A 12,735-nucleotide genomic window follows, 5' to 3' on the forward strand; every position below is an offset into this window, starting at 1 on the left:
GCGCACCGCGCTGACACCGGTTACCGGCACCTCGGCTCAGCGCACCGCGCCGGCACCTCGCTCGGGCGGGACACCCGGCACCGGCTCAGTCGCGGAAGAGGGCGCTGTAGGCGTTGATCGCCGGCTGCCCACCGAGGTGCGCGTAGAGGACGTTGCTGGACGCCGGGATGTCACCACTCGTCACGAGGTCGATGAGGCCCGCCATCGACTTCCCCTCGTAGACCGGGTCGATGATGACGCCCTCGAGCCGGCCGGTCAGGCGGATCGCCTCCATCGTCGACTCGACCGGGATCCCGTAGAGGTCGCCGGCCCACCCCTCCAACACCGTGATCTCGTCGTCGCGGAGCTCGCGTTCGAGGCCGATGAGCTCCGCCGTGTTGCGGGCGATGCGTGCGACCTGGTCGCGGGTCTCCTGAATCTTCGCCGACGCATCGATGCCGATCACGCGGCGCGGTCGGCCCTGCCCGGCGAACCCGGCGATCATGCCGGCGTGCGTGGACCCGGTGACGCTGCAGACGACGATCGTGTCGAAGAACACGCCGAGTTCGCGCTCCTGCTGCTCGACCTCGGCGGCCCAGTTCGCGAACCCGAGACCTGCGAGCCGGTGGTCCGACGCCCCGGCCGGGATCGCGTACGGGGTGCCGCCGCGTTCGCGCACGTCGTCGAGGGCACGCTCCCAGCTTGACTTGAAACCGATGCCGAAGCCCGCGGGATCGAGACGGACCTCAGCACCCATGATCCGCGACAGCATGATGTTGCCGACCCGGTCGTTCACGGAGTCGGGCCAGTCCACCCAGTTCTCCTGCACGAGGACGGCCTGCATCCCGAGCTTCGCCGCGACCGCCGCGACCTGACGCGTGTGGTTGGACTGGTAGCCCCCGATCGACACGAGCGTGTCGGCACCCTGCGCGATCGCATCGGGGATGAGGTACTCCAGCTTGCGGGTCTTGTTGCCGCCGTAGGCGAGACCGCTGTTGACGTCCTCGCGCTTGGCCCAGATCGTCGCGCCGCCGAGGTGGGCGGTGAGGCGGTTGAGTTCGTGGACGGGACTCGGTCCGAAGGTGAGCGGGTAGCGGGCGAAGTCGCTGAGGGACATGTGGTGGCTCCTGGGTCTCGGTGGTGCGGCTGAATGGTGGCGATCGGTGCGGCGGGCCCCTCGACGGGTTCGGGGACCGGGTGGGGCGTCGGGGACCGGTTCGGGTGGTGCGGACGCGGTCGGGTGGTGGGGACCGGGTCGGGTGGTGCGCGCTGCTCAGTCGTCCTCGAGGTGGGCGAGGACGAGGTCGGCGAGGGTCGTCCAGTTGCCTCGGACAAGGGCGGCCGCCGCGTCGACGTCCCCCTCCGCACAGCGCTCGATGACGGCGTCGTGCTGCGCGATCGACCCGCGTGCCGCGACCGAGGAGAACCGCAGCCGTTCGATCCTCCGCAGCAGCGGGGTGACCGCCTCGAGCGCATCACGGATGAACGGATTCCCGGCGACGTCCACGGCCACGGCGTGGAAGGCGTCGTCCGCTGCGAGCGCCGCGTCGGCGTCGTCGCGTTGCAGCGCGGCTGCGAAGTCCCGGTTCGCCGCGCGCATGCGGTCGAGGTCGTCCGCACTCAGGTGCGGCACCGCCTCGCGGACGGCGAGTTCGTGCATGGCGGCGGCGACCGCCTGGGCCTGCAACGTCGCCCGGCTGTCGAGTGGGGCGACGACCGTCGACCGTCCCGGTTTCGCGATGACGAGCCCACTTCGGGCGAGACGCAGCACGGCCTCGCGGATGGGCGTGCGGCTGACGCCGAGCCACCGTTCGAGTTCGGTGTCGACGAGCTTCTCGCCCGGGGTGAATGTCCCGTCGACGATCGCGTTGCGGAGCGACTGGTAGACGTCGTCGCGGAGGAGCGCCCGGCGATGCGGGTTGGCTTGAGCGGGTGCGGGCATGCAATATATTGCACATCGCAGAGTGGGAAAGTCAAGCACGACCGCCCGACGGGAGGGACCGGCTCGAAGAATGGGGCATTCGTCCTACTTGTCCCCCAGATGGCGGATTGTCCACCCATGCAAAGCAGGCCACGATGGTCGGCGGGGGTGAGCGCGTGGTGCGACGGGGTGAAGAACCGGTGACGGTCAGACCGCATCCCCGCGTGCTCTGGAGCGCCGTCCTGAGCGCCGCGATCGTCGTCCTGCCCGTCTGGGGCGTCTCACTCTGGCTCGTCGGCCCGACCCCGAGTGTCGAACGCACCTGGGTCATCACGCTCGGCGTCCTCGGCATGGTCGTGCTGCTCGGCGTCGCCGTCCTGTCTCGACGCCAACGCATCGTCGTGTGTCGTGACGGATTCATCGAGCAGCCCATCGTCGGACGGCAGCGGTTCGTTCCGCGGGAGGCGATCGGCCGCAGCCTACTCTTCGAGTTCCGGGGTCGGGGGCTGCACGCGAGCTCGCAGTTCTTCGTCTGCGACGCCGAGAACCGACCGCTCCTCCGCATGCGCAGCAACCGATGGAGCACGGACAGCATCGCGGCCGTCGTCGCCGCCTACGACGGCCCGGTGGAGCGACCTCGCCAGCCGGTCTCGCTCGACGACCTCCGCGAGGACCACCCCGACCTGCTCACCCCGCTTGAGCGCCTGCGCTGGGCGCGCGCCGAACTCCTGTAGCTGAGACGTCCTGCCCCGGCCACCGCGCTGGAGCGCGAGGGTACCGTCGCTCCACGCGGGATCGGGCTCGGGTTGAAGACCGCCTGGGTCAGAGCGCTTTCGCGTACCAGTGGGCGCCGGGGTCGCCGTCGACCCGGGTGAAGCCCGTCCGCTGGTAGAACTGCTGCGCCCCGGTGTTGGAGACGCCGACGCCGAGGTGCACGCCCGGGACGCCGCGCGCTGCGAGGAGCCCGCAGAACGCGTCGATGAGCCGCCTGCCGACACCCATCCCCTGCGTCACCGGCAGCAGGTCGATGTGCAGATGGGCCGGGTACTGCACGAGGAGCTCCGGGGCCAGTCCGCCACGGTCCGTCGCGGATCGGACGATACCGCGCTCACCCTCCGAGGCGTCACCGGAGGCCGCAGCCTCCGCGTACTTCCCCTCGACGGTCGGCCACCAGCGCTCGATGAACCAGCGGTCGAAGGCGGCCGTGTCCGCGGTGCCCAGGATGTACCCGATCGGGCCCGCACCGGCGTCGACGAGCAACGCCAACTCGGGCTCGTGCTCGACGTAGGGCAAGGCGTAGATGTCGGGCAGGAGATCGTCCGTGCTGAACTGCCCGGTCGCGTCCGCCCCCGAGTCGCCCGTTCGGGTGCAGATCGCCGCCACAGCGGCGCGGTCGGACGGGCGGTATGCGCGGATCTCGGTCACCGCGCCAGCCTAACCGGCGTTCCCCGCTCCCTGAGCCTGTCGAAGGGCGACGTTCCTCCGTGAGCCCTTCGACAAGCTCAGGGACCGACCGAGGCGCGACCCAGGCACCGGTCCGAGCGGGTTGCCTAGGCTGAGTTCCGTGACATGGCGACCAGGGAGCATCGACGCGGCCGTCGAGCAGTGGCGGCTCGTGCCCGACGGCGAGCTCATCGTGACGCCGTCGAGCCGGCTGCTCCCCGTGACGCACCACGGACGACCGGCGATGCTCAAGGTGCCACTCGTCGAGGAAGAGGCGCTCGGCGGACGGCTGCTCGCGTCATGGGAGGGCTCTGGGTGCGCGGCGGTGTTCGCGGGCGATGACCACGCGATCGTCCTGGAACGCGCGACGGGCGGCCGAGATCTCGCCTCGCTGACCCGCGCAGGTGACGACCTCGGAGCCGTCGCGATCCTGTGCTCCGTGCTCGACACCCTGCACACGGCGATCCCCACCCCGGCGCAGATCGATGCCGGTGGCGTCATCGCCGAGCTCCCGACGCTCCGCCGGTGGTTCCGCGAGCTGCTCGCCGACGACGCGTCCACCCTCGGCACCCTCCTCGGCGATCCGGCGAGCGCGGCGTTCCTCGAGCGTGGGCGGGAGCTCGCCGGTCGACTGCTCGACACCACGACGCCTGCCGACGTCGTCGTGCTCCACGGCGACCTCCACCACATGAACGTGCTCGAGTTCGCACCCGGCGACTGGCGGGCGATCGACCCCAAGGGCATCGTGGGCCACCGCGCCTTCGACGCCACCGCACTGTTCAGCAACCCCGATCCAGCGACGGCGCGGAACCCACGGCTGTTCGCCGAGCGGGTGGACGTCGTGCGTCGATCGCTCGGCCTGCCGCGAACCGTCCTCCTCGAGTGGGTGGTCGCGCGCTCCGCGCTGTCCGCCGTGTGGTCGCTGCAGGACGGGCTACTCGACGACGCCCGTGCCACCGTCGAGCTCGGTCGCCTCGCCGAAGACGGCCTCCGGTAGGCCCTTCGACAAGCTCAGGGACCGGAAAACCACTCGGGAACTGGGATACCGCTCAGGGACCAGGACACCGCTCGCAGGACCAGGACACCGCTCCGGCACCAGGACACCACTCCGGGCCGGGACTCCAATCCGATACCAAGACACCGCTCCGGACAGGGACGCCCTTCCCGGAGCGAGACACCGCTTTGGACAGGGAAGTCGCTCAGAGACCTGGGCGCCGATGAAGAGACGGAGCAGCAGCTCAGCGGCGGCGGCGCGTCCCGAAGATGCCCTCGACGACACCGGTGAGGATCGACCGCGTCGCCTTCGACCCGAGGATCTCCTCGAGCGGACTCTTCGACGAAGTCGACGACGACCTCGTCGACGTCCGGCGGGTCGTGCCGGCGGTCTTCCGGAGCAACCGTTCGTACTCGGCGTCGGCCTTCTTCTGCGCCGCGGCCTGCGCCTTGTCGGCGGCGGCCTGCTGCTTCGCGAGTTCCGCCGCGATGCGCTGCCGCTCGAGTTCGGCCTCGGCGGCGAGCGCGGCCTGGTTCGCCTCCTCGAGCTTCGCGGTCAGGATCTCCCTCGCCGACTCACGATCGACGGGCGTCCCGTACCGCGCGAGCAGCGGCGAGGCCGCGATCGCCGCGTCGATCGCGGCGTCGGGACTCGGCGACATGAGTCCCTGCGGTGCCCGCAGTCTCGTCCACGCGACCGGCGACGGCGCCCCCTTCTCGTTCATCACGGTGACGACCGCCTCACCCGTGCCGAGGGAGGTGAGGACCTCGCCGAGCTCGTAGCCGGAGGTCGGGTAGGTCGACACGGTCGCCTTGAGTGCTTTCGCGTCGTCGGGGGTGAAGGCACGGAGGGCGTGCTGCACGCGCGAACCGAGCTGCGCGAGCACCTCGCCCGGGACGTCCTTCGGCGTCTGGGTGACGAAGAAGATGCCGACACCCTTGGACCGGATGAGCCGGACCGTCTGCGTGATCTGCGCGAGGAAGTCCTTCGACGCGTCGCGGAACAGCAGGTGCGCCTCGTCGAAGAAGAACACGAGCTTCGGCTTCTCGGGGTCGCCCACCTCGGGGAGGGTGTTGAAGAGGTCGGCGAGCAACCACATGAGGAACGTCGAGTAGAGGGCCGGCTGATTCTGGACGCCCGGCACCTCGAGCAGACTGACGATGCCCTTGCCGGTCGGGTCGAGGCGGATGAAGTCGGCGGTGTCGATCTCGGGTTCGCCGAAGAAGACGTCGGCGCCCTGGTCGGCGAAGGTGATGAGCTCCCGCAGGATCACCCCGACGGTGGCGCCCGACAGCCCGCCGAGCTCCTGCAGTTCGCCCTTGCCGTCGTCGCTCGCGAGGTAGGTGAGGACCGCGCGCAGGTCGCTCAGGTCGAGGAGCGGCAGACCCGCCTGATCGGCGTAGTGGAAGACGAGACCGAGGCTGGACTCCTGCGTGGCGTTGAGGCCGAGGACCTTGCTCAGCAGCAACGGGCCGAAGGCGGCGATGGTGGCACGGATCGGGACACCCTTGCCAACACCGCCGAGCGCGAAGTACTCCGTCGGGGTGGCGGCCGGCGTCCAGTCCTGGCCGATGCCGCGGGTGCGGTCGAGGAGCTTCTCGTTCGACTCCCCCGGGGTCGCGATGCCCGAGAGGTCACCCTTGATGTCCGCCGCGAACACGGGGACACCGGCCGCCGAGAGCTGCTCGACGAGGCCCTGGAGCGTGCGGGTCTTCCCGGTTCCGGTGGCGCCCGCGACGAGCCCGTGCCGGTTCATGACGCTGAGCGGGATGCGGACCTGCACGCCGGGCACCGGTTCCCCGTTGACCAGGGCACCCATCTCGAGCGCCGGGCCGTGCACGACGTAGCCGTCGCGGATCTTCAGCACGTCGTCGAGGCCGAGCGGGCCCGGGCCGATGGTGTCGACGCTGAGGTCGTCGGTACTGCTGGCACTGTCGCCGCTGCTGCCGGGGGCGGTGCTGCTGGCGTCGGCACCGACCGCGTCGTCGGTCGGGACGTCAGCCGGGACATCGGATGGGGCCTCGGCGCGCACCGCATCACTCGCGGAGCCGGAGCCCGCCGGCTCGACCGGTGACGCCGCCACCGTGGCCCCGCCCGACGCGGTGATCCCGGCCCCGGCGAGCGCCGCTGCCGCTTCGGCCGCCTTCACCTTCGCTGCGGCGAGCGCCGCCTGCGCCTGGGCGGCTTCGAGCTCGGCCTGGGCTTGGGCGGCGGCAGCCTGGAGTGCGGCGATCTGCGGGTCGGATGCTGCATCACTGGGCGTCATGTGCCGAGCCTATCGACGCGTCCCCCACCGGTCGAGGGGTCGCGCGAGGGCTGGACGACTGCTCCGATCACCATTGTTCGCGGGTGCGCTCCTGGTCGACGACGGCGCGCAGGTCGGACAGTCGGCGCATCCCGGCCAGCGGTTGCGCCATACGGGTGTTGTGCCGGATGCGCGGTTCCACGCGGTCGAGGAAGGCCCAGTATCCGGCGGTGAAGGGGCAGGCGTCCTCGCCCAGCCGCACCTTGGGATCGAAGACGCACCCACCGCAGTAGTCGGACATCTTGTCGATGTACGCACCGCCCGAGGCGTAGGGCTTCGTCGCGACGATGCCGCCGTCCGCGTGCTGCGACATGCCGATGACGTTCGCGGGCATCACCCAGGGGGTGCCGTCGACGAACATGTCGATGAACCAGTCGTTGAGTGCGACCGGGTCGTACCCGTGCTGCATGGCCCAGTTGCCGAGCACCATGAGCCGCTGGATGTGATGCGCCCAACCGTGGCGACGCATCCCGTCGATCGTCTCGCGGAGGCAGTTGGACCGGATGGCGGCGGCGTCGAGTTCGCGGAACTGACGTGGGAGCGGCTCGTGTGCTCCGAGGGCGTTGTGACTCGTCCGGTACGGCTCACCGAGGTGCCAGTAGAGATGCCAGACGTAGTCCCGCCAGCCGATGATCTGGCGGGTGAAGCCCTCGACGCTCGACAGTGGTGCGCGACCGGCGTGGTACTCGGCGACCACGGTCTCGACGGCGTCGCGCGGGTCGAGCAGGCCGAGGTTGAGCGGCGCGCTCAGCAGGGAGTGCGCCATCGTCCAGTCGCCGCCGAGCATGGCGTCCTCGAACGGGCCGAAGTCGCCGAGCCTGGTCTCGATGAAGTCCGCCAGCGCCGCCTCCGCCTCGGCCGCCGTGGCCGCGAAGCGCCGGGGCCCGTCGTCGCCGACCAGCTGCACCAGTCCGTCGCGCTGCCACCGGTCGAGGTCCTCCCGGACCTGCGCGTCGATGTCGTCCTCGTCAGGCCAGAGCGGCTCGGGCAGACCGAGCCGGGCGGCTCCCTTCGGCGGCGGGTTGCGGTTGTCGTGGTCGTAGTTCCAGCGGCCGCCCTCCGGCTGGTCGCCGCGCATGAGGATCCCGGTCCGCTCCCGCACCGTGCGGTAGAAGTCCTCCAGGAGGAGCCGCTTGCCGTCCCGCGTCGACGCCCAGGCCGCGAAGTCCGGCTCCGAGGTCACGAAGCCGCGGCTCGGGAGCACCCGGAGGCCGCGCTCACGGACGAAGCGCCGAGCCGTCCACGAGGGCGGGTCGATCACCTCGAGGTCGGCGCCGACCTCGACGACCTCCTCGTAGCGGTCGACCTGGTGGAACTCCGCCCGGTCGCCGAGTTCCGCCGCACGATGTCGGATGGCCGAGAGGAAGAGGTGCGCCTTCGCCCGGTGCATCGGTCGCTTCGCGAAGGTGGACGTCGATTCGATGAGCAGGATCGGTCCGCCGTCGTCGAACGCCGGACCGAGCTGGCCGGTGAGGATCCATCGCCGACGAGGAGTCGCATCAGCGTCGTGCTCGGCGGCGCGCCGACCGGTGGTGTCCATCGCCTCAGCGTACGTGGGGGCGACGGACACCAGCGGGGGCTTGCTCAGCTTGGTCCGATGATGCTGCTCGGTTCGGTTCGGCGGTGCGCTGCCCGGCCCACAGGGCTCAGAGCGTGGCGGCGAACGGGTCCCAGTCCTCGGCGACGAGCGGGACCGGCGCGACCCGGCTCGCCACGTCGACGGTCTGGCCGGACACCACGGACTCGTCGATCGAGACGAGCGTGTCGAGCACGTGGTAACCGAGGGCACCCGAGGCGAGCGGTGTGCCGCCGGAACGGATCGCCCGGGCGAGGTCGAGGACCCCGGTCCCGCGGCCGGCGAGGACACCCTCGGTCGGCACGACCTCCCACTCCGGGTCCTGCTGCATCCGCTCGATGGGCGCCGCACGGGTGATCCGCACCTCGCCCGTGAACATGTTCGGGTCGGGGATCACGAGCGTCCCCTCGGTGCCGGTGATCTCGACGACGCCCATCTTCGCGAGCGGTGACTCGAAACTGAAGACGCTCTGGCTCACGCCGCCTTCCACGAAGCGGGCGATGGCGCTGACGTGCGTCGGCACCTCGACGGCGAACTCGGTGCCGACGCGGTCGCCCTGCTGGATCGTCCGCGTCGCACGCCCGCGGGAACCGGCCGCCGACACCGAGGCGACCGAACCGAACACCTGCACGAGCGTCGTCAGGTAGTACGGCCCCATGTCGAAGAGCGGCCCGCCACCCTTCGCGAACAGGAACTCCGGGTTCGGGTGGAAGATGTCCGGCCCGGCGTACTGCATGACGGTCTGGGCGGTGAGCGGCTGACCGATGTCGCCGCGGGCGATGGCGCGACGCGCGGACTGGACGCCCGGGCCGAGCACCGTGTCCGGCGCGATGCCGACGAGGAGTCCTGCGGCGTCGGCCTGCTCGAGGAGCGCGAGCCCGCTCGCACGGTCGACGCTGATCGGCTTCTCCGTCCACACGTGCTTCCCGGCGGCGAGCACCTGCGACGCGACCTGCGCGTGGACGGCGGGGATCGTGAGGTTCACGACGAGCTCGACGTCCGGGTGCGCGAGGACGTCGTCGGCGGTCCCCCACTCGCCGACGCCCCACTTCTCGGCCTGGGCCTTCGCGCGGTCGACGTCGAGGTCGCCGAGGATCACGACGCTGACGTCGGGGAACGAGGTGAGGTGCTCGAGGTAGGTGTCGCTGATCATGCCGGTGCCGATGAACCCGACGCCGACCGGGCCGCTGCCCTGCGGTGCGCGTGCCGTGCCCTGCGCTGCCGCGGCCGCCGTGTCGTGCGCTGCCGCGGCCATCAGCGGACCACCGCTTCGGTCGAGACGAGCTGCTCGGCGACGAGCGCGTCGACGCTCGCCTGGATGCCGTCGAAGATGTCGCCGGCACCGTAGTGGTCGAACTCGATGATCGCGAAGCGTGCCGAAGGGGCCGCTGCGATGGACTCGCGCAGCGGGACCTCGCCCTGCCCGAACGGTCGCTGGTCGAGACTCGTCGGCACGAAGGGTGCGGCGCCCGGTGCGAACGGGTCGGCGGGCAGCAGGCCGTCCTTGATGTGGAGCGCCTGCACGCGGTCGCCGAGGCGGCCGAGCAGCGCGGGGACGTCCTGACCGGCGGTCGCCGCCCAGAACAGGTCGACCTCGAGCGCGACGTCGTCACGCAGCTGATCGGCGAAGACCTCGAACGCGCTGCGTCCGCCGAACGATGCGACGAACTCCTGGGAGTGGTTGTGGTAGCCGACGCGGAGACCGTGGTCGGCGGCGCGCTCCGCTGCGGCGTTCAGGCGGGACGCCGTGTCGGCGACGGCGGCTTCGTCGAGCCAGCGGTCGGGGCTCACGAAGGAGTCGATGACGATCTCGAGGCCGAGTGTGGTCGCGGCGGCGAAGACGTCCTCCTGTGAGGCGACCGGCATGACCTGGTCGCCGAAGCGGATCTCGTCGGAGAGGAGGGTCGCGTGCCCGGTGCGGGCGGCGAGACCGTGGCGGTCGAAGGCCTCACGGAGTTCGGGCGCACGGGAGACGAAGTCGAACGCCTCGACCTCGCGCAGGCCCATGCCGGCGAGCCGGGCGAGGGCGTCGTCGAGGCCCTGGTCGAGGTGCTCCTTGATGCTGTAGAGCTGCACGGAGAGCGCTGGTGCGGTCATGGTGTTGTCGTCCGTTCTGACGCCGTCGTTGGCATCGCTGGTGGTGGAGTGGAGCTGTTGATCGGGGTGCGGGAGGCTGTGACCTGGTTCACCCACGGGTCGCGATCGATCCGGTGATGGTCCCGTCGGCGTTCCGGGTCATGCGGTGTCGGACCGGCAGGATCGTCAGCGCGCCGAGCACGGCGATGACACCGGCGCCCCAGAACAGGGCCGTGTAGTTGTTGCCGACCGCGCCGAGTCCGAGGAGGAACGCGCCCACCGCGCCGGCGAGCGACTGCGGCAGGGCGTTCGCGATGTTGAGGACGCCGAGGTCCTTCGCCGCGTCGTCGGGGTTCGGCAGGACGTCCACGACGAGGGCGGTGTCGACCGCGACGTACACGCCGTACGCCGCTCCCATGATCGCCTCGACGACGTAGAACATGGGCACCGTCGTGGTGTGGGCGAGCAGGATGAGTCCGACCGCGAACACCGCCGTGGACCCGATGACGAACACCTTGCGGTTGAGCATCCGGTCCGACAGCCAGCCGCCGAGCTTCGCGGTGATGACGAGGGCGATCGTGTAGATCAGCACACCCATGGTCAGGGTGTCGACCGCGCCCTGCTGCGACAGCCCGACCTCCTCCTGCAGGAAGAACAGGCGGAACGCGACGAAGAGGAACGAGGCGAGCGTCAGGAGGAACCGCGAGAGCCAGACCCAGCCGAAGTCGGGGTGCTTGAGCGGGTTCACCCAGAAGGTGAAGAGCAGGCCCTTCCACCCGCCGACGTCCGGACGGGTGGTGATCGCGCGGTCGGGCAGGACGAAGCAGTACAGCCACACGGTGATGAGCGCGAAGACGGCCGGAGCGACGAAGAGCAGCAGCATGTCGGTGACGAACCAGCTGGCCACGAACGCCGCCGCGAGGATGCCGACGTTCTGCATGACGCCGACGTTCGCGGAGACGCTCCCCCGCTGCTCCGGCGGGACCTGGTCGGCGATCGTCGCGAGGAGCGGGCCGAGGATGGCGTTGCCGGTCAGCTGGGCGAGGCACCACCCGGCGATGAGGACCGGGACGTTCGGTGCGAGGGCGACGATGGTGAGCGAGGCGACGAAGCCGATGGCGCCGAGGAACATCCACGGGCGACGGCGACCGAAGCGAGAGAGCGTGAGGTCGGAGAGTCGGCCGATCACCGGGTTCGCGACGAGGGCGAACAGGGCGGCGATGGAGAGGACGTTGCCGTTGACGACCGCCGCCTGATCCCCCGGGACGAGCTGCTGCGTCTTGAGGGCGAGGCTCACGGTGACCGGGGCGAGCAAGGCCACGAACAGACCGAACTGGGCGAGCGCCATGGTGGTGACGACCCGTTTCGACGCCCGTTCCGTCGGTCCCGACGGGCCGGTGACGAGGCTGACGTAGGGGCCGCTCGAGGCACGCTGGCCGGTGGGTTTGGGGCGGCGGGGTGGGTTGGACATCCGAGTTCCTCTCAACGCTGAGCTGCGGACCGGCTCTGGCCCGCGGGTGGTGCTGTCCTGGCAGGATCAGGAAACCGATCACTGCACGGCTTTGAGTATAGGCGCGAAACCCGAGTGGTCAATAGGTTTTCAAGAATCCCGTCGGTGTTGCTGCTGCCAGCGCGGTGCGCTGACGCGAGCGCGGCCCAGCCGCGTGAGCGCGGGTCTCCGGAGGGTCGCGCTCACGCGGCCGGGGCGCGCCCACGCCGATTCCGCAGCACTCGCGTCACCGCACCGCGCCGGGCCCCACAGACCCGCGCTCGGGTCAGCGCACCGCGCCGGCGTCGCCGACGAGGAGGGCCCAGGCGCGCTCGAGGTCACCGGCCATGTCGACGGACGGGTCGAGCGTCCACTGCACCTGCAGACCGTCGGCGAGGGCGACCATGACACGCGCCACGTGATCAGGGTCGAGGCCCGCGGCGACCCGCCCGGAGGCCTGGCGATCCCGGACGACGTCGGCGATGCTCCGACGCACCGCTGTGACGTGATCGACGAAGAACCCGCGCACCGGGTGCTCCGCATCACCGGCGGCGGCCGCCATGGTCAGGTACAGCTCGACGAGACCCGGGACATCGCTGTTGTGGCGCATGACCGCGACCAGACCCTCGATCGCGTCCTGCGACCCGGCCGCGGCGAACTCCTCGTAGTCGACGGCGTCGCGCTCCCGCAGGATCGCCGCGAACAGGTGCTCCTTGGATTCGAAGTAGTGCATGAGCCCCGGCAGGCTGACGCCGACCTCACGCGCGACCTCGCGGAGCGACGTGCCGCGGTACCCCTCGCGCGCGAACACCGCGAGCGCGACGCGCAGGATCTCCTCCCGACGCGCGACGCCCTTCGCGTAGGAGCCCCGTGCCGTCATGTGCCGATTGTAGGGCCGCGCGACGACGGCGGCGGGAGGGATTCCCCACCCGCCGTCGACGTCGACACGTCC

11 protein-coding genes are annotated in these 12,735 nt (G+C 70.7%); 2 read left to right on the top strand and 9 right to left on the bottom strand.

Going from position 1 to position 12,735, the window contains the following annotated elements; translation table 11 throughout:
- Nucleotides 1-85 precede the first annotated feature (85 nt).
- Nucleotides 86-1,096, bottom strand: a complete 1,011-nt coding sequence (locus AC4PMY_RS11740; RefSeq protein WP_491622805.1) for a 1-aminocyclopropane-1-carboxylate deaminase — start codon at nt 1,094-1,096, stop codon at nt 86-88.
- A gap of 156 nt (nt 1,097-1,252) precedes the next feature.
- Entirely contained in the window at nt 1,253-1,921 is a 669-nt protein-coding gene (locus AC4PMY_RS11745; RefSeq protein WP_064294972.1) for a GntR family transcriptional regulator, read from the bottom strand.
- Between the two features lie 179 nt (nt 1,922-2,100).
- Between AC4PMY_RS11745 and AC4PMY_RS11750 the strand changes: the two genes are divergently transcribed.
- On the top strand, nt 2,101-2,634 hold the full coding sequence (locus tag AC4PMY_RS11750) for a hypothetical protein (protein ID WP_139205296.1): 534 nt from the start codon (nt 2,101-2,103) through the stop codon (nt 2,632-2,634).
- Nucleotides 2,635-2,722: 88 nt separating this feature from the next.
- Here AC4PMY_RS11750 and AC4PMY_RS11755 read toward each other — a convergent pair whose 3' ends face one another.
- On the bottom strand, nt 2,723-3,325 hold the full coding sequence (locus tag AC4PMY_RS11755; RefSeq protein WP_064294974.1) for a GNAT family N-acetyltransferase: 603 nt from the start codon (nt 3,323-3,325) through the stop codon (nt 2,723-2,725).
- 139 nt (nt 3,326-3,464) lie between these two features.
- Between AC4PMY_RS11755 and AC4PMY_RS11760 the strand changes: the two genes are divergently transcribed.
- A complete protein-coding gene (locus AC4PMY_RS11760; protein WP_175484329.1) occupies nt 3,465-4,340 on the top strand; it encodes an aminoglycoside phosphotransferase family protein in 876 nt (291 codons plus the stop codon).
- A 241-nt stretch (nt 4,341-4,581) separates the two neighbouring features.
- On the opposite strand, the gene AC4PMY_RS11765 is transcribed toward AC4PMY_RS11760, so the two are convergent.
- The 6 genes from AC4PMY_RS11765 to AC4PMY_RS11790 all read right to left on the bottom strand — a co-directional run bounded on the left by AC4PMY_RS11765 (nt 4,582) and on the right by AC4PMY_RS11790 (nt 12,663).
- Nucleotides 4,582-6,603, bottom strand: a complete 2,022-nt coding sequence (locus AC4PMY_RS11765) for a helicase HerA-like domain-containing protein (protein ID WP_491622806.1) — start codon at nt 6,601-6,603, stop codon at nt 4,582-4,584.
- A 67-nt stretch (nt 6,604-6,670) separates the two neighbouring features.
- The gene (locus tag AC4PMY_RS11770) at nt 6,671-8,182 is read right to left on the bottom strand and encodes a cryptochrome/photolyase family protein (protein WP_064294976.1); all 1,512 of its coding nucleotides are present in this window, start codon (nt 8,180-8,182) and stop codon (nt 6,671-6,673) included.
- 106 nt (nt 8,183-8,288) lie between these two features.
- Entirely contained in the window at nt 8,289-9,473 is a 1,185-nt protein-coding gene (locus tag AC4PMY_RS11775; RefSeq protein ID WP_491622807.1) for a Gfo/Idh/MocA family protein, read from the bottom strand.
- Nucleotides 9,473-10,315, bottom strand: a complete 843-nt coding sequence (locus tag AC4PMY_RS11780; RefSeq protein ID WP_491622808.1) for a sugar phosphate isomerase/epimerase family protein — start codon at nt 10,313-10,315, stop codon at nt 9,473-9,475. The genes AC4PMY_RS11775 and AC4PMY_RS11780 overlap by 1 nt, the downstream gene beginning before the upstream one ends.
- 88 nt (nt 10,316-10,403) lie before the next feature.
- Nucleotides 10,404-11,765: an MFS transporter gene (locus tag AC4PMY_RS11785; RefSeq protein WP_064294978.1), complete on the bottom strand. Its 1,362-nt coding sequence runs from the start codon at nt 11,763-11,765 to the stop codon at nt 10,404-10,406.
- A gap of 304 nt (nt 11,766-12,069) precedes the next feature.
- The gene (locus AC4PMY_RS11790) at nt 12,070-12,663 is read right to left on the bottom strand and encodes a TetR/AcrR family transcriptional regulator (RefSeq protein ID WP_121293817.1); all 594 of its coding nucleotides are present in this window, start codon (nt 12,661-12,663) and stop codon (nt 12,070-12,072) included.
- Nucleotides 12,664-12,735: the final 72 nt, after the last annotated feature.

The organism is Plantibacter sp. MDV22-iso1 (assembly GCF_058408345.1).

Coding starts and splice junctions, on each gene's coding strand:
- AC4PMY_RS11740 (WP_491622805.1), bottom strand. CDS start 1,096: ATGTCCCTCAGCGACTTCGCCCGCTACCCGCTCACCTTCGGACCGAGT.
- AC4PMY_RS11745 (WP_064294972.1), bottom strand. CDS start 1,921: ATGCCCGCACCCGCTCAAGCCAACCCGCATCGCCGGGCGCTCCTCCGC.
- AC4PMY_RS11765 (WP_491622806.1), bottom strand. CDS start 6,603: ATGACGCCCAGTGATGCAGCATCCGACCCGCAGATCGCCGCACTCCAG.
- AC4PMY_RS11770 (WP_064294976.1), bottom strand. CDS start 8,182: ATGGACACCACCGGTCGGCGCGCCGCCGAGCACGACGCTGATGCGACT.
- AC4PMY_RS11775 (WP_491622807.1), bottom strand. CDS start 9,473: ATGGCCGCGGCAGCGCACGACACGGCGGCCGCGGCAGCGCAGGGCACG.
- AC4PMY_RS11780 (WP_491622808.1), bottom strand. CDS start 10,315: ATGACCGCACCAGCGCTCTCCGTGCAGCTCTACAGCATCAAGGAGCAC.
- AC4PMY_RS11785 (WP_064294978.1), bottom strand. CDS start 11,765: ATGTCCAACCCACCCCGCCGCCCCAAACCCACCGGCCAGCGTGCCTCG.
- AC4PMY_RS11790 (WP_121293817.1), bottom strand. CDS start 12,663: ATGACGGCACGGGGCTCCTACGCGAAGGGCGTCGCGCGTCGGGAGGAG.